General features: G+C 67.1%; 21 protein-coding genes. 11 read left to right on the top strand and 10 right to left on the bottom strand.

Going from position 1 to position 22321, the window contains the following annotated elements; translation table 11 throughout:
- Positions 1 to 59 precede the first annotated feature (59 nt).
- The 3 genes from argH to WD430_RS05900 form a co-directional block, all read right to left on the bottom strand.
- Entirely contained in the window at positions 60 to 1565 is a 1506-nt protein-coding gene (gene argH / locus WD430_RS05910; protein WP_339105092.1) for an argininosuccinate lyase, read from the bottom strand.
- Positions 1566 to 1567: 2 nt separating this feature from the next.
- Positions 1568 to 2812 (bottom strand): argininosuccinate synthase, encoded by a 1245-nt coding sequence (locus WD430_RS05905; protein WP_339105091.1) that lies wholly within the window; start codon positions 2810 to 2812, stop codon positions 1568 to 1570.
- Positions 2813 to 3178: 366 nt separating this feature from the next.
- On the bottom strand, positions 3179 to 4315 hold the full coding sequence (locus WD430_RS05900; RefSeq protein WP_339105090.1) for a hypothetical protein: 1137 nt from the start codon (positions 4313 to 4315) through the stop codon (positions 3179 to 3181).
- A gap of 85 nt (positions 4316 to 4400) precedes the next feature.
- Between WD430_RS05900 and WD430_RS05895 the strand changes: the two genes are divergently transcribed.
- Together WD430_RS05895 and WD430_RS05890 are read left to right on the top strand one after the other, a co-directional pair.
- On the top strand, positions 4401 to 4595 hold the full coding sequence (locus WD430_RS05895; protein WP_339105089.1) for a hypothetical protein: 195 nt from the start codon (positions 4401 to 4403) through the stop codon (positions 4593 to 4595).
- 52 nt (positions 4596 to 4647) lie between these two features.
- Positions 4648 to 5148 carry a 2'-5' RNA ligase family protein gene (locus tag WD430_RS05890; protein ID WP_339105088.1) on the top strand — a complete coding sequence of 167 codons (501 nt, stop codon included), beginning with the start codon at positions 4648 to 4650 and terminating at the stop codon, positions 5146 to 5148.
- A gap of 153 nt (positions 5149 to 5301) precedes the next feature.
- Here the strand turns inward: WD430_RS05890 and WD430_RS05885 are convergent, their stop codons facing one another.
- Positions 5302 to 7473, bottom strand: a complete 2172-nt coding sequence (locus WD430_RS05885) for an ATP-dependent DNA helicase (protein ID WP_339105087.1) — start codon at positions 7471 to 7473, stop codon at positions 5302 to 5304.
- Positions 7474 to 7676: 203 nt separating this feature from the next.
- Here WD430_RS05885 and WD430_RS05880 point away from each other — a divergent pair, with 203 nt between their 5' ends.
- Entirely contained in the window at positions 7677 to 8096 is a 420-nt protein-coding gene (locus tag WD430_RS05880; protein WP_339105086.1) for a hypothetical protein, read from the top strand.
- Positions 8097 to 8108: 12 nt separating this feature from the next.
- On the opposite strand, the gene WD430_RS05875 is transcribed toward WD430_RS05880, so the two are convergent.
- On the bottom strand, positions 8109 to 9053 hold the full coding sequence (locus WD430_RS05875; RefSeq protein ID WP_339105085.1) for a cation diffusion facilitator family transporter: 945 nt from the start codon (positions 9051 to 9053) through the stop codon (positions 8109 to 8111).
- A 152-nt stretch (positions 9054 to 9205) separates the two neighbouring features.
- On the opposite strand from WD430_RS05875, the gene WD430_RS05870 reads away from it, so the two are divergent.
- Positions 9206 to 9754, top strand: a complete 549-nt coding sequence (locus WD430_RS05870) for a metallophosphoesterase (RefSeq protein ID WP_339105084.1) — start codon at positions 9206 to 9208, stop codon at positions 9752 to 9754.
- A 40-nt stretch (positions 9755 to 9794) separates the two neighbouring features.
- Here WD430_RS05870 and WD430_RS05865 read toward each other — a convergent pair whose 3' ends face one another.
- From WD430_RS05865 to WD430_RS05855, 3 genes are all read right to left on the bottom strand, one after another.
- Positions 9795 to 9917 (bottom strand): hypothetical protein, encoded by a 123-nt coding sequence (locus WD430_RS05865; RefSeq protein ID WP_339105083.1) that lies wholly within the window; start codon positions 9915 to 9917, stop codon positions 9795 to 9797.
- Between the two features lie 70 nt (positions 9918 to 9987).
- Positions 9988 to 10758: a hypothetical protein gene (locus WD430_RS05860; protein ID WP_339105082.1), complete on the bottom strand. Its 771-nt coding sequence runs from the start codon at positions 10756 to 10758 to the stop codon at positions 9988 to 9990.
- A gap of 143 nt (positions 10759 to 10901) precedes the next feature.
- Positions 10902 to 12002 carry a helicase HerA domain-containing protein gene (locus WD430_RS05855; protein ID WP_339105081.1) on the bottom strand — a complete coding sequence of 367 codons (1101 nt, stop codon included), beginning with the start codon at positions 12000 to 12002 and terminating at the stop codon, positions 10902 to 10904.
- Positions 12003 to 12261: 259 nt separating this feature from the next.
- Here WD430_RS05855 and WD430_RS05850 point away from each other — a divergent pair, with 259 nt between their 5' ends.
- The 7 genes from WD430_RS05850 (at position 12262) to WD430_RS05820 (ending at position 19097) form a co-directional block, all read left to right on the top strand.
- The gene (locus WD430_RS05850) at positions 12262 to 13569 is read left to right on the top strand and encodes a hypothetical protein (RefSeq protein WP_339105080.1); all 1308 of its coding nucleotides are present in this window, start codon (positions 12262 to 12264) and stop codon (positions 13567 to 13569) included.
- Positions 13569 to 14807, top strand: a complete 1239-nt coding sequence (locus tag WD430_RS05845) for a TrkA C-terminal domain-containing protein (RefSeq protein WP_339105079.1) — start codon at positions 13569 to 13571, stop codon at positions 14805 to 14807. The genes WD430_RS05850 and WD430_RS05845 overlap by 1 nt, the downstream gene beginning before the upstream one ends.
- 152 nt (positions 14808 to 14959) lie before the next feature.
- Entirely contained in the window at positions 14960 to 15916 is a 957-nt protein-coding gene (locus WD430_RS05840) for an aminopeptidase (RefSeq protein WP_339105078.1), read from the top strand.
- 188 nt (positions 15917 to 16104) lie between these two features.
- On the top strand, positions 16105 to 16686 hold the full coding sequence (locus WD430_RS05835) for a hypothetical protein (RefSeq protein WP_339105077.1): 582 nt from the start codon (positions 16105 to 16107) through the stop codon (positions 16684 to 16686).
- A 131-nt stretch (positions 16687 to 16817) separates the two neighbouring features.
- A complete protein-coding gene (locus WD430_RS05830) occupies positions 16818 to 17471 on the top strand; it encodes an HVO_0476 family zinc finger protein (RefSeq protein WP_339105076.1) in 654 nt (217 codons plus the stop codon).
- Positions 17472 to 17594: 123 nt separating this feature from the next.
- Positions 17595 to 18272 (top strand): protein-L-isoaspartate(D-aspartate) O-methyltransferase, encoded by a 678-nt coding sequence (locus WD430_RS05825; RefSeq protein ID WP_339105075.1) that lies wholly within the window; start codon positions 17595 to 17597, stop codon positions 18270 to 18272.
- A gap of 75 nt (positions 18273 to 18347) precedes the next feature.
- The gene (locus WD430_RS05820) at positions 18348 to 19097 is read left to right on the top strand and encodes a methyltransferase domain-containing protein (RefSeq protein WP_339105074.1); all 750 of its coding nucleotides are present in this window, start codon (positions 18348 to 18350) and stop codon (positions 19095 to 19097) included.
- A gap of 567 nt (positions 19098 to 19664) precedes the next feature.
- Here the strand turns inward: WD430_RS05820 and WD430_RS05815 are convergent.
- Positions 19665 to 21767 (bottom strand): bacterio-opsin activator domain-containing protein, encoded by a 2103-nt coding sequence (locus WD430_RS05815; protein ID WP_339105073.1) that lies wholly within the window; start codon positions 21765 to 21767, stop codon positions 19665 to 19667.
- 125 nt (positions 21768 to 21892) lie between these two features.
- The gene (locus tag WD430_RS05810) at positions 21893 to 22306 is read right to left on the bottom strand and encodes a group I intron-associated PD-(D/E)XK endonuclease (RefSeq protein ID WP_339105072.1); all 414 of its coding nucleotides are present in this window, start codon (positions 22304 to 22306) and stop codon (positions 21893 to 21895) included.
- Positions 22307 to 22321: the final 15 nt, after the last annotated feature.

Genomic DNA, 22321 nt, shown 5'->3' with positions numbered 1-22321 from the left:
CCGCGACCGACGGCAGTCGGGGCGATCGCGGTGAACGCGCAGCGATGGCGGGAACGCCCTCACACATAGCCGTTCACCTCCTCGCGGAGGTCCTCGTGGGCCGCCTCGAGCGCCGCGTCCGTCTCCTCGAGGGTCTCTTCGTCAGTTGCGAGCGCGTCGCGGGCCGCCTCGAGTTGGTCGGCGACCGCTTCGGGGGCGGGGCCGCCCTGCGAGTCGCGACTCGCGACGCTCGCGGCGGGATCGAGCGCCTCCTCGACGGCGTCGGAATCGACCAGCGACTCGAGGGGTTCGCCCAGGACGTCTCTGGCGGCGGCCTCGAGCGCGTCGTAGTCGCCCCCGTTCTCCGCGGCGAGCGCGACCAGTTCGTGAGCCGTTCGGAACGGGAGGCCGTTGGCCGCGAGCAGGTCGGCGACGCCGGTCGCCGTCGAGAACCCCTCGCCGGCTTCCGCCGCGAGCGTCTCCTCGTTCCAGTCGGCCGTCGCGACCGCGCCGGCGGCGACCTCGCTGGCTTCCGTCACGGCGTCGACGGTCTCCCAGGCGTGGGCCGTCGCCCGCTGTAGGTCGCGGTTGTACGCGCGGGGCAGTCCCTTGAGCGTCGTCGTCAGCCCCTGCACCCCGCCGGCCGCGTCGCCCGCGACCGCGCGGACGAGCTCCAGCGTGTCGGGGTTCTTCTTTTGGGGCATGATCGACGACGTCGAGGAGTAGTCGTCCGAGAGGTCGACGAAGCCGCGGTTCGCGAAGATGACGACGTCTTCGGCGAGCCCCGACAGCGTCGTCGCGTGGGTCGACAGCGCCTGCGTCGTCTCGAGCAGGAAGTCCCGGCTCGAGGAGGCGTCCATCGAATTTTCGACGACCCCTTCGAAGCCGAGTAACTCGGCTGTCCGCTCGCGGTCGATGTCGAACGTGGTGCCGGCGAACGCTGCACCGCCCAGCGGCGACTCGTTGATCCGATCGTAGGCCTCGAGCAGCCGCGCCGTGTCGCGGCGCACCGCGCCCTCGTAGGCCAGCGCCCAGTGGGCGACGGTGGTCGGCTGGGCGGGCTGGAGGTGGGTGTAGCCGGGCATGATCGTCTCCGCGTGCGCGTCGGCGACCGCGACCAGCGACTCGCGCAGCGCCAGCGTCGTCTCGATGGCCTCGAGGACGTCCTCGCGGAGGCGATACCGGATGCAGGTCGCGACCTCGTCGTTGCGCGAACGTGCGGTGTGCATCTTGCCGCCCTCGGCGCCGATGCGCTCGATGACGGCCGTCTCGATGGCCTCGTGGACGTCCTCGCCGTCGGGCAGGGAGCCGTGACCGTCGACCTCGATGGCGTCCAGCGCCGTGAGGATCTGCCCGGCCACGTCGTCCTCGATGATCCCCTGCTCGGCGAGCATGACCGTGTGGGCGCGGTCGACCTCGAGGTCGGCCTCGAAGATGCGTTCGTCCGCTGCGAGCGAGGAGAGGAAGCTCCGGGCGGGGCCGCCGCTGAAGCGGTCCCGTCGGACGACGCCCTCGTCGGTTGCGCCGCTTCCGTCCGTTTCCACTGCGGGCTCGGAACCGTCGTCCTGAGCGCTCTCCTCGGTCATCGTTATTCCTCGTCTTCCTCGTCGCCACTTCCGTCGGTGGCGAGTTCCGGCTTCTCGACGTCCTCGGCGTTGGCCGCGATCGCCTCGTTCGCGAGGCGGCGCTGGAAGCCGTGGTACTTCGCGACGCCCGTGGCGTCTTCCTGCTTGATCTTCCCGACCGTCTCCGTGTCGAAGGAGGCGTGTTCGGCCGAGTAGGCCGCGAACTTGCTGTCGCGTGCGACCGCGCGGGCCTGGCCGCCCTCGAAGCGGATCGTGACGGTTCCGGTGACGCGCTTCTGGGTCTCGGCGATGAAGCCCTCGAGCGCGTCCACGAGCGGCGCGTCGATCAGGCCCTCGTAGCCCTTCTTCGACCACTTCTGGTCGATCAGCTGCTTGAACTCGCGCTCCTCCTGGGTCAGGACGAGCCCCTCGAGCGCCTCGTGGGCGTTGAGCAGCGTCGTCGCCGCGGGGTGCTCGTAGTTCTCGCGGACCTTCAGCCCGAGCATGCGGTCCTCCATCGAGTCGGTGCGGCCGACGCCGTAGGCCCCGGCCACGCCGTTGAGATGTTCGATGAGTTCGACGGGCTCGTACTCGACGCCGTCGACGGCGACGGGGTAGCCCTTCTCGAAGGTGATCTCGATCTCCTGGGTCTCGCCGGTCGGCGCCTGGGTCCAGGCGTAGATCTCCTCCGGCGGGACGTAGTTGGGGTCCTCGAGCTCGTCGCCCTCGACGGAGCGACTCCAGAGGTTGGTGTCGATCGACCAGTCGCCGCCGCTGCCGCCCTCGACGGGCAGGTCCTTCTCCGCGGCGTACTCCTGTTCCCACTCGCGGGTCAGGCCGAGCTCGCGCACGGGAGCGATGACTTCGAGATCGGAGTCGCGCCAGACGGCCTCGAACCGGAGCTGGTCGTTGCCCTTGCCGGTACAGCCGTGGGCGATGCCGGTACAGTCCTGTTCTTCGGCGACCTCGAGGATCGCTTCCGCGATCACCGGTCGGGCCAGCGCCGTCCCCAGCGGGTAGCCCTGATAGGTCGCGTTCGCGCGAACGCCGTCGAGACAGAGGTCGGCGAATTCTTCTTTCGCGTCGACGACGTAGTGCTCGAGGCCGAGCGCGTCGGCGGTCTCTTCGGCTTCCTCGAACTCGGAAGCCGGCTGGCCGACGTCAACCGTGACGCCGATAACGTCGTCGTATCCGTACTCTTCCTCGAGCAAGGGGACACAGACAGTCGTGTCCAGGCCGCCCGAGAACGCAAGTGCCACGCGGGTCATGTCGTATGTGAGGGAAGCGGTAGGAGGGACTTAAGCTCATTGGTTTGAGACGCGTAAATTAGCGGTAGAGCGGCTGCTAATTGAAAATTCTGCGTTTGCTGGATCGTTGGAACGAACCGGGTCGAGGGGAGTAGGGTAGTAGTCGGGCTCAACGGCCCGGCCGTCGTCGTCGCGGTCGCCGCGGAGAAACAGCCCCGCCGGTACCGGGTACGGCGGTCGTGGCGCCGACGGTGTGACTCATTGGTAGTTCTATGACCATCATCGGTATTAAATCCTGCTACCTCGCAAATATCGCGGGTATCAGGCCGCGAGCAGCCTGTGGGATGGCAACCCACTGCACGGATGAGCGGCGGCGGACGCTGGCGGCTACTCCTCGTCTTCCCCGTCCGGTAACGCCAGGACGTTCTCCCGGCCGATCCGGAAGACCTCGATCTCCTCGTCCTCGCGCAGGCCGCTGACGACCTGACTCGTCTTGGCCTCGGTCCAGTCCAGTTCCGAGACGACCTCCTGCTGTTTGATCCGTCCGCCCCGCTTCTCGAGCAACTGCAGGACCCGCTCCTCGTTGCTGAGTAGTTCTGGGGGCGGGGTCTCGTCCTCGAGTCCGGGAGCGGTGGCGTTCGTCGTCGATCCCCCGTTCGTCGCGCTGGCCGTCCGTTCGTCGCCCCGATCCCCCCTGAGCCACCAGCCGGCGGCCCCGACGGTCGCGAGGAGGGCGAGGGCGACGAGGACGAGCGGCCACGGCACTGACCGGTCGGTCTCGGGACCGGCCGCTGCCGGTTGTTCGGTCTCGTTGCTCTCTTCGATCATGACGATCGTCGGCGCCGTCGACGAGAACGGGTCGCCGGAATCGCCCCACCGGACCGACTCGAGTTCGTTGTCTTCGGAGTTGCCGGTCACCGACCCGTCGTTCCCTTCGGGTTGCGGACTGACCTCGTCGATAGTGTACCCTTCGGGCGCGTACACCTGTAACCAGGTCCCGCTGGGCAGCGAGAGGCCGGCGAGCGCCGACCCGGCCTCGATCTGGGTCAGTTGCGGGTAGGCGAACGAGTCCCACTCGAACGTCACTATGGCGTGGCCCATCTCTCGCGGCGCGGAGCTGTTGTCCGTCGCGACGGTGACGTTCTCGATCGCCATGTCCCGCTCGGTCGCGTTTTCCCCCTCGCGGAGGATGTCGGTCCATCGGTCTTCCTGACTGTCGGCGTACACCGCTTGATTCGACTGGATGTCGCTACTGAGTCGGCTCCACTCCTCGTCGGTCTGATTCTCGAACCGGTAGTCGACGACGAACGTCGCCGACCCGTTTTCGTGGACGAAGACGTCGATGTGAATCTCGTCGGCCGCGTCGAGGCGGTCGCTCGCGCTGTCCGCCTCCTGCGGGGTCGCCCCCTGGGCTCCAGCGCCGCCGACGGCGCCGATCGAGGCCGCAGAGACCACCACGAGCATGCACCCGATTCTCACGAGCACCCAGAACAGGGCCCAACGCCCCTGCTCTTTCAGGTCCATTGTAGAGATATGCCAGAGCCGCCCAGATAGGTCTTTCCGAGCCCGGAACGGTGTATTTTTCACACAGTCAATCGTCCGTGACTGTATGCACGATTCGCGCGGCGAACTCGAGGTCGAGACCCTCCTGAAGATCGTCCTCGCGCTACTCGCCGTGTTCCTGGCGTTTCAGATCCTGCAGGCGGTGATCGGCGGTATCGCGAGCCTGCTCGGCCCGTTCTTCGTTCTCGTTCAGTTGGGGATCGCCCTCGTGATCGTCCTCTGGCTCCTCGAGCGGGTCTGAACGACTCGTCGACCAGCACACTGATAGGTAGACACGCCGTACGTCGACCGAAGTGTACAGCGTCAACGTTCCGGTCCCCGGACGCGTCCGCACGCTCGCCAACGAGCTCTACCCCGAACTCGTCGGCTTCGATCGCGTCCGCGAGGACCACTCGTGTCTGCTCAAACGTCTCGGCGAGGCCGACCACGTCGCCCAGCTGCAACACCGCGCCCACCGCGCGCTCGAGGGCGCTCCCGCCGTCGAAGCGAAAATCTCGGGGATCGACTACTTCGAGGACCCGCCGCTCGGCTCCGCACCCGTCGTCTACCTCGCCGTCGAGAGCCCCGGCCTCGAGTCGATCCACGCCGACCTGACCGACTCCTTCGAGACCGTCGAGGGACTCGAGGGGAGCGACTACGTCCCCCACGTCACGCTGGCCCGCGGCGGCGACCTCGAGGCCGCGAAACGGGTGACCGACCGCGAGATCGAGCCGATCCGGTGGACGGTCAGCGAACTCGAGTTCTGGGACGGTACCTACAAGCTTCCGGTGAGCCGGGTCTCGTTGCCCGCCTGAACGGGATCGAAATCGAACCGCGGGTCGTCCGGTAGCTGTTCTTCGATACGTTCGGATACTGGCGCGGGCGGTCTCGGACTCGGCCACGTCGACGTGCCGATCGAAACCGAGCGAATAACTGCACGGCGAGTGACGGGGTGCGTTCGTTCGAGCCTACGGCGCCGGCGTCTCGCCGTCGTAGGCGTCGTTGCCGCCGTAGAAGTTCAGCATCGAGAACTTCAGTTTCTCGGGGGCGATGTCGATCAACTCCTCTCGTTCCTCGTGGGGGAAGGTGCCGTTGACGCTGTACCGGCCGAGGTCGGACTTGGCCGACCGCGAGTAGCGCCGGTCGAGCAGGGCGCGGACGCCGACGTCCTCCGGCGAGCGGATGACCCGACCGAGCGCCTGCCGCGTCTTGCGAACCGTCGGAATCTCGACGGCGTAGCGCCACCCCGTCTCGGTTCCCTCGAAGGCCGCGTCGTAGGCCTCCTGGACCGCTTCGGCGCGGTCGTCGAGGTGGGGGTACGGAACGCCGACGACGAGCACTGTCTGGGCGTCGTCGCCGTCGAAGCTGACGCCCTCCGCCAGCGTCCCCCACAGCGAGGTACACAGCACTGCCCCGTCGTCCGCGACGAACTGCTGGCGCAACTCCTCGACGGACGTCCCCGGTTCGTCGAGATAGACCGTCTTTTCGGTCCGCCCCTCGAGTCGCTTCGCGTATCGCTCGGCCTCCCCGTAGTTGGGGAAGAAGGCGAGGGTGTTCCCCGGGGTCATGCGGACGGCGTCGTGGATCGTGTCGGTCACTTCCGTCTGCACGGCGGGGTCGTCCCGGTCCGACGAGAACAGCGGCGGCGTCTCGACGGCGTAGGTGCGCCGGTTCTCCGCGGGGAACTGGAGCCCGTAGGCCATCGTCACGGGGTCCTCGAGGCCGAGCACGTCCTCGGTGACGTCGAACGGCTGGAGCGTCGCGCTCATCAGGATCGTTCCGTACACCTCCTCGAACAGCCGGCCCGTGACCTGCCGGGGGAGACAGGTGTAGAGCTCCGCGCGGCCGTAGATCTCGTCGGTTCCCGCGTCGCGGGTGACGGAGACGACCGGATACAGCCCCTCCTTGCTCCCCTCGTTCATCCACGCGCTGACGAAGGCCGCGGCCTGGAGGGTCTGACACTCCGTTCGTGTGGCGCTCTCGCCCTCGCGGTAGGCCTCCTCGTACTGCTCGTCGAGTTCCTGGCCCAGTTTCATCGCGGCCTCCAGGTCGTCCTCGATCCCCCGGCCGGAGTACCGCTGGAGGAACTCGAGGGTGAGGTCGTCCTTGCGGTCCTCGTTGGCGATGGGGACGTCTTCCCAGTTCTCGTCGATCCGCTCGCGCTCGCCGAAGCCGAAGGAGTCCTCGTACGTTTCGACGAGCGCGCGGTGGAAGGCCGAGAGGACGTTCGCGGCGTCCTCGGAGCGCGGGTCGTCGGCGTCGGCCAACTCGTCCAGCGCCGAGTCGAACGTCCGCTCGGAGCAGGTCCGGGTCGCGTGCTCGCGGGCGGCGTCCTCGACGTTGTGGGCCTCGTCGAAGACGGCGATGACGTCCTCCGGATCGCGGCCGAGCCAGCGGAAGAACTGCTCTCGAATGGTGGAATCGAGCAGGTGATGGTAGTTGCAGACGACCAGATCGACGCCCTCGATCCCCTCCTTCAGGAGTTCGTAGCCGCAGAACTCCTGTCGTTCCGCGTACTCGTAGATTTCGTCGGGCGTGCGAACGTCGTCGAAGAGCCACGCGAAGAAGTCGTCCGTATCCTCGGTCAGGTTATTGCGGTAGTAGTCGCAGACGTTCTGCTCCTCGAGATCGTCCAGTCGCTCCTCGATCGACTCGAGTTCGTCCATCACCGCCGAGCGCGCGTCGGCCGCCGAGCCGTCGCCGCCCTGGCTCTCCTCCAGCAGTTCGCGCTGGCGGCGCTCGAGTTGGCGCTTGTCGCGTTCGGCGTCGACGACGGCGCGGGTGTTGTCGCGCAACGCCTGACACTCCTCGTAGCCGACGTCGATGTGACACATGGAGGATTTACCCTTGAACACGATCGCCCGAATGTCCTCCTCGCGGGTGATCGCGCGGGCCTCGGCGACGAACTGGCGCATCTGCTGGTGGACGTTGGTCGTGATGACGACCGTCTTGTCCTGCTCGCGGGCCACCTCGAGGGCGGGGACGAGCGACGAGAGGGTCTTCCCGGTCCCGCAGGCCCCCTCGAAGAGGACGTTCTGGCCGCGGGTCAGCGAGTTGTGGATGCGGTCCATCGCCTCGCGCTGGTTCTCGTACGGCTGATCGTACGGGAAAAAGCGCATGTACCCGGCTGTCTCGGACACGGTGAGTGATTGGATCCCGCTACGATAAAAGGGTTCGTCTCGGCGCGGTGTCCCGATCGGCCGCTCCCGATCGACGGCGGGAGCGGCTCTCGGATGTTCGTCCGTCGTTCGCTCGACGCTGGCGGGCGTGGAATCGGTGGGACATAACGGGGCCGGCTATCGCGGGGTACAGCGACAAGCGTGTCGCGTCCCTCGTTCCAGACATGGCAATCCCCGGATACGATTCGAGTAACGTCGCGGAGTACACACTCGAGCAGGTCGGCGCTCGCGTCGCCGTCGTCGCGGGCGTCGTCCCCGACGCGTTCGGGCTCGAAAAGAGCGGGGACGAGGGGCCGGTCGACGCCCTCGCCGACCCCGTCGAGCTGACGGCCGTCGACGAGCTGAAGGCCATCGAGGCCGTCGAGATCACGCTCGTCTACGATCCCGCGAAGCTCCCGCCCGGGGCGAGTCCGACGGACGTCGCCGTCGCCGTCGAAACCGATGACGGGTGGGAACCGCTCGAGTCGACGGTCGATCTCGAGGAGACGACGGTGACGGCCCTGCTCAACGATCGACCGCCGGGGTCGACGGTCGTCGCGGGCTACGACGACCGGGACGACGAATCCGCGGGAACGAACGCGTAACGCGACCGACGCTTAGATTTCGGGCTCGATGTACACCTTCTGAATCTGACCGTCGTGCTCCGTCAGGGCGCGCTCGAGGTCCGTGATGCGCTCGTTGATCGTCTCGGCGTCGAGATCGGGCTCGAACGCGACGTCGGCGGTGACGAGCAGCTCCTCGGCCCCGAAGTAGACGGTCCGGAAGTCGACGAGTTCGGTAACGCCCTCCCAGTCGGCGACGATTCGCCGAAGTTCGTCCTCGTCCTCCTTGGGCAGGCTCTCCCCGAGGATGAGCCGCTTGTTCTGCCACGCGAGCGCGACCGCGAATCCCATGAGCATGATCCCGATGAGCAGGGCGGAGCCGGCGTCGTACATCGGGTTCCCGGTGGTCCTGGTGAGATAGATCCCGAAGAGGGCGATCCCCGCGCCGGCTAGCGCGATGGTGTCTTCGGTGAGCGCGGTCAGCGTCGTCACGTCGCTGGTCTTGCTGAACGCCTCGCGGAGGGTTTCCCAGCCGTGTTCGTCCATCTGACGGCTGATGCCCTGGTAGGCCTTCCAGAGCGCGTAGGACTCGAAGGCGATCGCCCCGAGCAGCACCGCGTAGTTGACGTAGACCGGATCGAAGGTCTGTCCCAATAGCGTGACGTCTCCGGCGGCGCGGTGGACGCCGCCGTGGGTCAGCGCGTCGTACCCGTGCCGAGCGCTCTCCCAGCCGGCGATGCCGAAGAGCATGATACTGACCAGCAGGCTGTAGAAGAACTGCGCCTTCCCGTGGCCGAACGGGTGGCTCCGGGTGGCCTCCTGTGCGCCGTACTTGATTCCGACGAGCAGGAAAATCTGGTTGCCCGTGTCCGAGATCGAGTGGTACGTCTCTGACAGCATCGCGGGACTGCCCGTCAGCAGATACCCGCCGAACTTCAGAATCGCGATCGCGCCGTTCGCGAACAGTGCGGCGAGGACGACGGAGGTGCTACTGGCCATCGCTGGGGACTACGGAGGACCGATCCTAAAATCTAAGGCGTTCTAGAGCCGGTTTCGACCCGTCTCGAGCGCCTCGGACGCCTCTCTGACGATCCGAACGCCGGCGCGACCGCATCCGAAAGCGACCTGTCGCCGACGGTCGAAGGGCGACCATGATCGCGATCTTCTCGGACACGCACAGCGGCGACGGCCACCGACTCGAGGGCGAGGCCCTCACCGCGGCCCGCGAGGCCGACGCGGTGATTCACGCCGGCGATTTCACGAGCGAGTCTTCCCTCGAGGCCTTTCAGGAGGAGTGCGACCTCCTCTACGCCGTCCACGGCAACGCCGACGGCGCGACCGTCCGAGAGCGACTCCCGACGGCCCGCGTCGTCGAGGCCGGTGGCGTCCGGTTCGCCGTCACCCACCGCCGCGACGGCGGCGGGACGGGGCTGGCGATGTTCGGCCGCTCGCGGGACGCCGACGTCGTCGTCTCCGGTCACAGTCACCGACCGTCCGTAACCGAGACCGAGGACGTCCTCCTGTTGAATCCCGGCAGCCACGCCGATCCGCGCGGAAATCGGCCGGGGTTCGCCGTGCTCGAGGAGCGAGCGGGTGAGAGCGGTCTCGAGGGCGAGATCCGAGAACCGGACGGAACGCTCGTCGAGTCGTTCGAACTCGAGACGTCGCGCTCGAGCGGCAGCGAAGACGCAGCGCGTTGATCGCCGAGCGACGGCGCGTCCGGATAGCGGACGATTCCGGCTATTGCTCGTCGACCTCGTCAGTCCCGTCGGCCTCGCCGCCGAGTCGTCGTTTCAGCAGGTGACTGACGCCGCCGAGACTCGAGAGCGGACCGACGACCCGTCGATCCGTGTTCCCCGTCACGGCGTAGTTGATCGCGGGATCGGGAGCGCGAGCAGCGCGACCGCGAGGGCGGCCACGAGGACGTATCGGATCACGGTAGTTTGGAGCGGACCGACGAGAGGAGCCCGTCTGAGTCGGGCGGTTTCCCGTCGTCGGCATCCGCAGCCGCCGTCTCATCGGTTGCCGATTCGGATCGATCGCTCGCCGACTCGTCGAGCGATCGATCGACGGACTCCTGCTCGGCCGCGTTGGTCCCGGCCGCACCGGGACCGCTGGCCGGGGACTCCGCGGCGCTCCCGTCTGCGGCCGACTCCTCGGCACCCCATTCGAAATCGCTGTCGGCGTCACCGTCACCACTGCCGCCGATCTCCGAGACCGTGTGCTCCGGCGTACTCGCTCCGTCGTCGCTCGCTGCCGTCTCCCGTTCGGAGAACGTGACTTCGGTCGAGGCCGACGCCGCGTTCCGTCTCTCGGCGTCGAGATCGGAGTCACCGTCAGTCGACGCTTTCGACCGCCCGGCTCCCGCCCCGGCATCGGCGGTTTCCGGCCGAACCGCTTCAAGCGCCGATTCAAGTTCGTCGATCCGATCCTCGAGTCGGTCGACGGTCGCGACGGCCGTCGCGGCCTGCCGTTCGACGTCGTCGTTGACCGACTCGACGGTGTCGACGAACCCGGTCAGCGACTCCGTCTTCGCCTCGAGGGCCGCGAGCCGCCGTTCCTGTTCGTCGACCCGTACCTCGAGGCGCTCGACGGTCTCGGTGAGCGCCGCCAGGTCCCCCAGCTCATCGACTTCGTAGTCGCCGTCGATGACGGCCCGTTCGACGGCGGCGAGACGATGATCGATTCGGTCGATATCGGCCATAGTCTCTCTTCGCTCCCGTTTCCATTTAAACCTCAACACGAAGAACGGAAGCAGCAGCGCGGAGCTGGCTCCCTCGAGCAGCGAGCGCTCGATTCGGTCGGAGCGACGGCCGGTCGACTCGGTCGGAACGGGACGTGATCGGTTCAGTCCGTGCCGACCGTCGGAGCGGTATCAGTCTCCGCGCCGGTGCCGGAGTACTGCCGCGTGTCGCTCGCGCGCGGACTGTCGCCGCCGTGGGGCGTGTCCCGCCACCGGACCTGCGCGGCGTGAATCGTCTCCGTGGCGTCGTCGACGATGACCACTTCGCCGGGTTCCGTTGGCATCCGATCGTCCAGCGACTCGTTCATATACGTCGGCTGGGCGCTCTCGAGCGCCTCGAGGTCGGCCGCCGAGGTGAGCCGGTGCGAGACGAGCACGTCCGACTGGGAGATGCCCACCGGCGGGACGGCGCTGGGTCGCTGGGTCGCGGTCACGAGGCTGACACCCGGCGCGCGGCCGCGCGTGAGAATCGTCTGCAGAGCCGGCTCGGCCACGCCCTCGAAGAAGGTGTGGGCCTCGTCGAGCAGCAGCCACGGCAGGCGATCGATCGTCTCGCGGACTCGAGCCCGGTAGAGCGCCTCGCCGACGCCGCGACAGACGGCGTTCATGGCTCGAGCCTCGAGGCCGGAGACGTCGACGATCGTCACCTCGGGGCCGCCGAGGTCGGTCGCGGAGAGGCCGTCCGGATCGAAGACGTCCCACGACGCCGCGAGATTCAGGTGGTTGACGGCGGCGCGTTTGTCCGCGTCGGGCGCGTCGGTCGCCTCGACGTGGTCGCGCATAGCGGCGATGGTCTCCGATTCGGTCGCCGCCTGCCAGACGAGGCTCCCGGCGCCGCTCTCCGGCGAGAGATCCAACAGCGCACACCACGACTGCGGATCGAGCGACGTCGCTTCGACCGCCGGCGAGGCGACGACCTCGGTGGGCACCGGATCGCCCTCGGCGTCGGCGGCCAACGTGTCGAAGACGCCCATCGGATCGACGATCACGGGCGCGACGCCCTCCGACCGCGCGAGTTCCTCCGCGATGACCCCCATCGTGAACGACTTTCCGTATCCGCGTTTGCCGACGACGAGCATGGCGTGTGGACCGTCGAGATCGAGAAAGAGATCCGCGCCTTCGCTCCCGTCGAGCGCCCGGTACCGACCGACGTGGCCCGCGGGCCCCTCCGCCAAGTCGTCGCCGCGTCCAATTACGAAGCTCATGGGAATAATATCCTTATAGTTGAAGTTATAATTTTCTGCCATAGTTTAAGTATAATAAGCGAGGGAATAGCGGTATGCCCCGCAAGGAGATGCAAACTGGAGGCACTGCTCGCGGATCGAGCAGTCGCTTCCGTCGGAGGCGGCGATCGCGGAAGTCATGCGCCCAGTGGCGACCCGCCGGAAAGCGACTGGTGATGTCCGGCGGTCCCTCGAGAAAGACTGCCTATCGAACCGGTACGGTGACACGAGTTGAGACGCTATGGATACGGTAGCGTACGAATCGCTGATCGGCGTCTCGTATGGCCTGTTGATCGCCGTCGCGACGGCGGCCGTCGTCGCGGCGGTCGCGATCGGCCTCGGCTACGCCCGGCGGCGACGACTGCCGCGGTTCGCGTCGGTCCTGATCGCGGTCCCGCTGGCCGGGGGAATCGGCGACGCGATCGGCGTCTTCGACGTCGATCCCCTGTCGGCGCAGGCGGTCCGCATCGCGACGGCGCTGTTCGTCGTCGGGGTGGTCGCCGCCTACGCGGGGCGTCTCGGCTGGCGACTCGCGACCGAACTCCCGCGCGAGACGTCGCTGCCCGTCGAGCGCGGCCAGCCGTTATCCGGCGACGCGATCGACGCGGTCGACGCGATGGGCCAGGTGACGGTCCGCGCCAGCGGCGACGTCCGCGCGTTCGAGGGGTATCCGCCGCTCGATCCGGAGCTCCGGGCGGCCCTCGAGGACGGCGCGTGGCGACTGCCGGCGGATCTACCGCGCTCGGAACTCGAACGGCGCCTCGAGGACCGACTGGCGACGACCGACGGTCTCGAGTCGGTGTCGGTCGCCGTCGACGGGCGGGGGCGGGCGACGATCACTGCGGCGCCGCCGACGAACGGCATCGCGAAGCAGGTTCCGAGCGGCTGGCGCGCCGTGTCGGTCCGGGCGCTCCTCCCGACGGGGCTCGCGCCGGGCGACGACGTGCGCGCGGTGACCGAGGCGACGACCGTCGCCGGGACCGTCCTCAGCGCGACCGTCCGCGACGATATCGTCGCGGACGGTGGACGCGTCGCGCCGGACGCGACCGAGACTCCTGCAGCCGACGATAGCGATACCGGCGGAACGGCTCGGCCGGCGGCCGCGGTCCGCGGCGGTGAGGGCCGGGTCACGGTCGCCGTGCCGACGACGGACGCGGAGACGCTTCTCGAGGCCGATCGGGCGCGGATCGTCGTCGAACCGGGCGAGACCACCCGCGAATTCGACGCCGTCTCGCTGCTCGAACGCGACGGGACGGCGATCCGCAATGTGACGCTGACCGAACCGATACTCGAGGCGATCGACAGCGACGCGGTCGACCTCGAGGCGTTCGCGGTCCGTCGGGAGGGCCTCGACGCCGCCGCCGACACCGGTGACGAGACCGCCCGTCCGGGCGCGACGATGAGCGAGGGGCCGTGGCAGTTCGACCCCGATCCGACAGCGATCACGGTCGGTACGGAGGCGTTCCTCCTCGGGACCGACGGGGACGCCCTCGAGACGAAATCGGACTCGGACGGCCGCGACCGACGAGCGATCGAGGTGAGCTACTGATGACGATCGTGATCCCGCTCGAGGCGATCGGCGCGGCTGAACTCCTCCAGAGCGGTGACGCGTTCGGCGGTTCGACGTCGATCGAGTGGACGCGGACGGCCCTGCTCGGCATCCTCGGGTACGGACTGCTGGCGGGCGTCGGCGCGCTCGCGGCCGCGTTCGCCTATCGGGGAGCGACCGTTCGGAAACTGCCGGTCGGGGCGGCCGCCCTCGCCGGACTCGCCCTCCCGTCCGGCTGGCTCGTCCTCGAGGCGATTCGCCACGGCGAGGTCGTCGTCGACTCGCCGCTGATCCACTACACGTCTGCCAGTTACCTCCTCGGGCTACTGACCGCCGGCTTCATCGCTGCGGCCGGCGGCCATCGACTCGGCGACCGGCTCGCGTGCGGCGTCTACGACGTGACGAGACTCGAGACCGACGGACCGGCCACTGACCTCGTCCGCTCGGCCGGACTCGCCGTCGCGATCACCCTCCCCGAGTCGATCGACGACGCCGAGGGGTACCCCTCCGTCGACAAGGGTCTCAAGCGAGACCTCGCGGGGCGGCGATTCCTGTTCCCCAACGACCTGTCGGTCCCCGACCTTCGGTCCCGACTCGAGACGCGCCTCGAGTCCGACTTCGGCATCGGCTATGTCCGCGCGGAACTCGCCGAGGACGGTGCCGTCGAGGCCGTCGCGGTCGGCGATCGACGGCCCGGAATCAGCCCCGCGCTGGGGCCGGATCGGGTCGCCGTCGCGATCGTCGCCGATCCGCCGGCGCGGGCGAGCACCGGCGATCCGGTCGAGGTCTGGACCAGTGCGACCGGTTCGCGACGGTACGTCGCGACGGGGACGCTGCGAGCGAGCAGGGGACCGATCACGACGCTGCTCGTCGACGCGGACGACGCCGAGGCGTTCGAACCCGGCCAGCGGTATCGCCTCACGACGCGTCCGGAGACGCCGAGTGGCGGCCACGCGCTCGTCGCCGCGATCAGGACCAGCGACGAGACAGTGACGGTGACGACCGTCCAGGGAGGCGGTCCGCTCGAGAACGAGTTCGCCGGCTGGGTGCCGGGACGCGTGCTCGCGATCGAACGCGGCGACGAGATCGTGTCGCTGCCGGCCGACAGGGAACCGCTCGAGGCCGGCGACAGGATCCACGTCTTCGGGACGCCCGCCGAACTCGAGGGGTCGCCCTCGGACGCGGATGACACGATGCCGGAGGTGGACACGGACGAACCGCCGGAAGCGACGTCATAGGCGGCGAATCGATACTCAGATGGGCGCGTCACTCGAGACGGGACGACCGCGGCAGCCGCCGCGTTCACCGCTGATACCGCCGGGAATCAGACCTACAGCGCGACGTGACGCCAAGGGCAATAGCTTTCGGCCCCCTACTCACATATACGCGTATGTCCGAACTGCGCGGTGCCGCCGAGACGGCCGTGCGGCAGTGTCTGGCCCTCGAGGCAACGGAATCGTGTGCGATCGTCACCGACGACGAGCGCGAACCGATCGGGGAGGCGCTGTACGACGTCGCCGGCGAGATCACCGACGACGCGGTCATCGTCCGCTATCCGCCCGGCGAGACCCACGGCGGCGAACCGCCCGAACCCGTCGCCGCGGCGATGTCCGGCGCGGACGTCGTCCTCGCGCCGACGACGAAGAGTTTGAGTCACACGCGCGCCCGCACCGAGGCGAACGAGGCCGGCGCCCGCGTCGCGACGCTCCCGGGGATCACCGAGGACGTCTTCACGACGGGACTGGCGGCCGACTACGAGTCGATCGCCGCCCACTGCGAGGACGTCCTCGAGCAGGTGGCCGACGCCGACGAGGTCCGCGTGACCACGTCCGCCGGGACGGACGTCACGTTCGGCATCGGCGACCGGGAGTGGCTCTCGGATACCGGGATCGTCCACGAGGCCGGCCAGATGTCGAACCTGCCGGCCGGCGAGGTCTTCGTCAGCCCCGAGACCGCCGACGGGACGTTCGTCGTCGACGGGACGATGCGCCCCCACGGTCTGCTCGAGGACGGGCAGCGACTCACTTTCGAGGTCGAGGACGGACTGGTCACGCACATCTCCGACGACGAGATCCGGGAAACGGTCGAGGGCGCCGCCGAAGACGTGGGTGATGCCGCCTACAACCTCGCGGAACTAGGGATCGGGACGAACGTCGCCGTCACCGACCTCGTCGGCTCCGTCCTCCTGGACGAGAAGGCCGGCGGCACCGTCCACATCGCGATCGGCGACAACGCGGGGATCGGCGGCGAGACGGAGGCGCCGATCCACCTCGACGGAATCCTGCGGGAACCGTCGGTGTACGCCGACGGCGAGCCGATCGACCTTCCGAACGCGACCGACGGCTGATCGACGGCGCGACTCGAGCGGTCCAGGTCCGAGTCCGGGTCCAGGTCTGGGCCTGGGCCTGAGCCTGGGTCGTTCCGGCCTCGAACTGAACGCACGGACCGAACTTCTGTCTCGTCTGAACGATACCTGATCTCGACAATCCGTGAGAACCTAGTGGATTCAAGCGGTGACAGGGAGAGTTCGGACCAATGCGCGACACTCGGGAGTACGATATTCAGGGGATCGAACTCGTCGACGATCGATACACGGTCGAACAGGGACTCGTTCGGAACAAGTACAGGGCGCTCGACGCCGGCGGGAACACCGTCCTCAAGGGGAAACAGAAGATGTTCAAGCTGAAGGAGGAGTTCCCGTTCACCGACGGGGACGGCAACGAGGTGTTCACCGTGAAGGCCGGAGGGATCATGGACGTCGCGGGCAACTATGTGCTCTCGGACGCCCAGACCGGTGAAGACCTCGTCGTTTTGGATAACGACTACTCGCTGCTTCGGGACACGTGGACGATCCGCGACGCGATTACCGAGGAGAGACTGGCCGAGATCAACTCCCGCGGTGCGCTCGTGACGCTGGTCCGGAACGTCGTCCCGTTCGGCGAGTGGATTCCGCACAAGTACGAGATCACCGACGCGGCGGGCGCTCACGTCGGCTCGATCAGCGGACGACTCTCGCTGCGCGATCGCTACGATATCACTATCGACGACGCCAGTTCCGTCCCGAAAGAGCCCGTCGTCGCCGCGGCGATGGTCATCGACGCGATTCAGGGGAACTAGATCGTCTCGAGACGAGTCGTGGGCCGAACCGCTTCCGCGGTCGACTCGACCTCGTCCGATGCGATCTCGCTCGGCGGTCGGGGGGACGACGGCTTCAATCGCTTTTTAGGTGCGTAGCGTCTAGAGCGGTTATGAGCGAAATTCCGGATCGGGTTCCGACGCCCTGTCCTTCGTGCTCGCCGGACCTCGAGACGGTCCACGAGGTACTCACGGAAGGCGGCGGCACCCTCACGGTTCGTTGTAGCGAGTGCAGTCACGTCCACAAGATCCAGCCCGAGCGCGAGCGAGAGGTCACCCTCGACGTCGTCGTCTCTCAGGGCGGCGAGTCCTTCACGGCGAACGTGACGACGCCCGAAGACGAGACCGTCGCGGTCGGCGACGAGTTCATCCTCGAGACCGAGGAAGTGCTCTCGACGGTTCGGGTCACGAGCGTCGAACTCGACGGTCACAAGCGACGCGAGGAGGCCTCGGCCGAGGACATCGAGACCGTCTGGACCCGCGAGGTCGACAACGTCGCGGTCAACGTCACGGTCCATCCGCAGGACGGCTCGCGCGACGATAGCCGCAGTATCACGGTCCACGTGCCCGGCGACTACGAGTTCGAGGTCGGCGAGGTCGAACAGTTCGGCGACGACGAGTTCGAGATCGACGCGTTCGTCGTCCGCAGCGACGCCGCCACCTACGACCGGGACCGCTACGAGATGGAGGGCGATTCGATCCTCGCGAAGGACGCGAAGCGCGTCTACGCCTACGACCAGCAGACCAGCGCCTGGTCGGCCTGGTAGGGTCGCGTTCGGGACCCGGTCGCGAGTCGCTCGAGAATCGTTCGGCCGGCGGCCGCGAATCGTTCGGACCGTGCCAGCACTCGCCACCCACGGCCTATTGCTCGCGAGGCGGTACGTCGGAACATGTTCCGAAACTTCCGCTCCGGCTCCGGCGCTGATTCCGACTCCGGCGCTGACGACTACGAGGCCGCACGCGAGCGCATGGTTCGGACCATCGCGTCCCGCGTCGACGACGACCGCGTTCTCGAGGCCATGGAATCGGTCCCCCGCCACGCCTTCGTCCCGCCGGATCGCCGATCGAGCGCCTACGATGATCGCCCCCTCCCGATCGGGGACGGACAGACGATCAGCGCGCCTCACATGGTCGCCGTGATGGCCGATACGCTCGATCTCGCGCCCGGCGACGAGGTCCTCGAGATCGGCACCGGCTGTGGCTACCACGCCGCGGTCACGGCCGAGATCGTCGGCGACGAGTCGGTCGCGACCGTCGAATACAGCGCGGATCTCGCCGAACGGGCCCGCGAGCGACTCGCGGACGTCGGCTACGACGGGGTCGACGTTCGGACGGGCGACGGACGCGAGGGATGGCCCGAACACGCGCCCTACGACGCCGCGTACTTCACGTGTGCGACCGCGGCGTTCCCCGATCCGGTCATCGAACAGGTGCGCACCGGTGGCACGCTCCTCGCGCCGATCGGGTCCGGATTCCAGACCCTCGTCGAGGCCACGAAACGCGAGGACGGGAGCCTCGAGCGCACCGAGCACGGCGGGGTCCGATTCGTGGAAATACGCGGCGAGTAACGTCGTATTGATCGCTCAATACCCGCCGGGCGGCGCAAGCGCGCCATTGATAACGGCCCGAGGGATACCTCGAGTATGGACCCTGCGGTACTGCGCGAGGACATGGTCGACGGCCTCGAGTCCGCGGCCAAGGACGTCCTCCACGACGAGGTCGTCGCCGTCGCGATGCGGGACGTCCCCCGCCACGAGTTCCTCGAGGACGACCGATCGGCCTACGCCGATCGGGAACACGTGGTGCTGGGGACGCGCGTCCTCGCTCCGAGCACGGCCGCCCGATTACTGCAAGCACTGGCGCTCGAGGACGACGACGAGGTACTGATCGTCGGCGCCGGCGTCGGCTACACGGCCGCCGTCGTGGCCGAAGTCGTCGGTGAGACCAACGTTCACGCCATCGACATCTCTCGACCGCTGGTCGTCGAAGCCCGCCGGAACCTCGCTCGAGCGGGCTACGAGGGCGTCCTCGTCGACCGCCGCGACGGCGCGGACGGCCTCCCCGAGTACGCGCCGTTCGATCGAGTACTCCTCGAAGCCGCGGCCGTCGAGCCGCCGCGAGCCCTGCTCGAGCAACTGGCCGACGACGGGCGACTGGTGTTCCCGCGCGGGACCCAGGGACAGCGACTCGAGGCCGTCTCGGCCGACGGCGGGCGATCGCAGTTCGACCCCGTCTCGTTCGCCCCGCTACTGGTCGAGGGCGAACAGTCGGGCGCCGTCGAACGCAACCGGACGGCCCGCGAGGATCGAGAACACGCCGTGCGCCGCGCCGAATCCCGGCGCGGCTGGGAACAGGACTGGATCGAGTGGGAGGAGTCGATCGGTTCGCAGTGATCGATCTGCCGGTCTGAGCCGAACAGCCGTCGCTCCCGGCGTCGTCCTGGGAAAAGTGGGGGTGGGGGATTGGGGGTGGCGATAGACTATCGCAGATCGCCATCGATTCGTACGCGCTGCCTGGGATTAAATATACTTCCTCTGTAATTAGTGGGCTGCTGCGCCCCTCATCTAATTAATTAAGGTCAGCGAGACGGGACGCCGAGACGTCTCGTCGGAGTAGTGAGTCGTTTCGTTCTGCTTGCAAGGGGAGCGGATTCGGCTCGAAACGGAAACTGGCAACGGCCGGTCGATCCGCAGTTCGAACGCGATACTCCCACTGGGATTGCGGGACTCGTGAGAGGATTCAACCGATGCATACAACGAGGAGTGATCGAACTCTCCCGATCGCGAACCGACGGCGAAAACCGACTGATGGCTCTCGGACGTTCGTTCAGGGGGGAAAGTTGGGGGGTGGGGGGATTGGGGGTGGCGATAGACTATCGCAGATCGCCATTTATCCGTATGTACCGGGAGGTGGTAAGTATAGCTTCTAATCTATTAGTGGCCTCGAGAATCGAGTACTAATCAACTAGAGTGTCCGTCGAACGCCAGCGTGACGAGCTTTCGCTCGGCCGCTCGCAAGTGGTAATGGTACGTTGGCGGCGTGACGTCGAGCGCGTCGGCGAGGTCCTCGCCGGTGCTCTCGCGGGGCCACTCGAAGAAGCCGCTGTAATGGGCCGCCTGTAGCGCCTCGAACTGCTTGTCCGTGAGTCGTTCCTCGAGGTGCGTGTCGAGTTGCCGGGCCGACCGCGCGCTGGTCGTCTCGCGCCGCGCCTCGAGTTCCGTCTCGGGATACCCGTCCCTGATCGCTTCGACCAGCGAACGGGTTTCGACTCGCTGGGGAACCTCGAGGACGAGCGTCGTCGATCCGTTCTGCGCGGTCGCGGTCCGCAACTGGACGTCGAAGGTCCGCAGGATCTCCAGGATCGGTGACGAGGTGACCGTCACCTCGAAGAGGATCTCGTCGTCGCCCTCCGAAACGATCGAGACCGTCTCGAGCGACGCCCACTGTTCGAGCGGCGTGAGATCGGCCGTCTTCGGCGCGCTGACGAACATGACGACGTCGTCGTCTCGCTCGATAACCCCCTCGATAGTCACCTGCCCGTCGACGTGCTCGGCGAATCGATTCAACAGCAGTCGCGAGTCGTGAACGGCGAGTTCGAGCTCGAGTCGACTGTCCGTCAGCATGGCTCGCGTCCGCTCGACCGATCGGATCGCGTGGCCGATCGTCTCGCCGAGTTCGCCGAGCACCTCCAGCTCGCTGTCACCGACCGAGTCGACACCCGTCACGTGGACGAGCAGGACGCCGTACTGGCGTTCCGTATCGGTCAACGGCACCGCCAGTATCGTCTGATACCCGTAGGTCAACGCCTCCTTTCGGCGGCGATCCCAGCCGTCGGTCTCGAGCACGTTTCGGACGATCTGTACACGTCCGGTCTCGAGCGTCTCCGTGACCAGCGCGAGCTCCGGCGCACACTCTCCGTCGTCCCGGACCCGGTCGATAAAGGCCGCGTCGATGCCGGCCCAGGCCGTCGGTTCGGGCGGCTCGTCGTCGCTCGAGGCGATCCAGGCGAAGCAGTAGCGCTCGGTGTCGGCCAACCGCTCGCACACCGTCGTCTCGATTTCGGTCCGCGTCGAGGCCTGGGCGACCCCGTGGTTGATCTCGCGGACGATCTCGTTGGTGTGATTGAGCCGCGTTAACTCCTCGTTTTGCTGGGTAAGCGTCCGATCGTGTTCTCGGAGGAGTTGCTCGCGTTCGGCCCGATCGAGCGCCGCCTCGGTGTTGGCCGCCAGGATGTGCAACAGTTCGGTCATCGTCTCGTCGAAGCCGTCGACGTCTTCGGTCCCCGCGACCAACACGCCGTGGGTCCCAAGCGGGACGATCAGTTCGCTTCGACTCAGCGTCTTGTCCTCGGTGTCCCGCGCCACGTCCTCGTAGTAGTCGCTCTCGCCCTCCGAAAACACCTCCCAGACGTGTCCTTCTCCCTGCTCGAACTGTACCTCCGGATCGGCGAGTTTCCGCGACTCCCGCGTCGACGCCGCGTGCTTCAGGATCCCGTCGGTCGGTTCGAACGTGTACGCCGCGACGATCGGGACGTCGAGGATCTCGCTCGCGGTATCGACCGCTGACCGGTAGATCTCCCGTTTCGTACTCGCCCGCATCAGATCTCGAGTCGTCTCGTGTAACGTCGTCAGCGTCCGTTCGTACCGCCGCTCGCTCTCTCGCAGTTCCGTCTCGGTCCGGTACTGGGAGACCGCGTTCGTGATCTGGTTGGCCAGCAGCGCGTACTGCTCCTCGCCGGACTCCTTCTGGAGATACTGAGTCACGCCGGCGGCGATCGCCTCGCTGGCGATCTCTTCCGAGCCGCGACCGGTAAACAGAATGAACGGCAGATCCGGATCGTCCTCGCGAACCCGTTCCAAGAGCTCCAGCCCCGTCATCTGGGGCATCTCGTAATCGCTGACGATGCAGTCGATCTCTCGCTGTTCGAGGATCTCCAGCGCCGCCGCCGCGTTCGTCGCCGACTCGGCGACGATCGCGTCGCGTTCGCGCTCGAGCATCTCGCCGGCGAGATCGGCGAACCCCGGTTCGTTGTCGACGATGAGAACGGTAATCGGTTTCGTCATTGGTTACCAGTGTCGCAAATCGTTGCGGTCCACTGATGGATGACCGAGTGGGTACTAAGTAATTAGCGTTCTCGAGTGATCGACTCTAGTCGTCGTCACCGGTAGTGTTCTCCGGACTCGAGCGTTCAGGGAATCGTCCCGTCGAACTCGTACGCTTCGGCCCAGTTTATCGAGGGATGATCGATTTCGGCCGTGAATCGAAGCTCCATCTTCTGTTCGGTCGCGTCGGCCGCGTCGATCCAATAGAACTGATCGCTTTCCGGATAATAGACCAGAAACGCATCGATATCGCCCTGATACGTCTGTTCGTGGTACGTTCCGTCTTTCGTCGTCTGGGAATGCGTATTGAAGCGTATCGTCTGGTCCTTATTGGACCACGCCGTTTTGCACTGAAGCCGGTAGAGTTCCTCCCCATCGTCAACGACGAGATCGTACTTGTCGTTATCCCCGAACGGAATCGAGACGCTGTATCCGTGCTCGATCAGTGTCGAAAGCGCTCTCGACTCAGTCTCGTCGCCGACTTCCTTCGAGTTACGCATACCGCGATTGGATAG

The organism is Haloterrigena sp. KLK7 (assembly GCF_037914945.1).
GTDB classification, from domain to species: domain Archaea; phylum Halobacteriota; class Halobacteria; order Halobacteriales; family Natrialbaceae; genus Haloterrigena; species Haloterrigena salinisoli.
The sequence above is the reverse complement of the archived record's forward strand: the minus strand, read 5'-3'. Positions and strand labels throughout refer to the sequence as shown.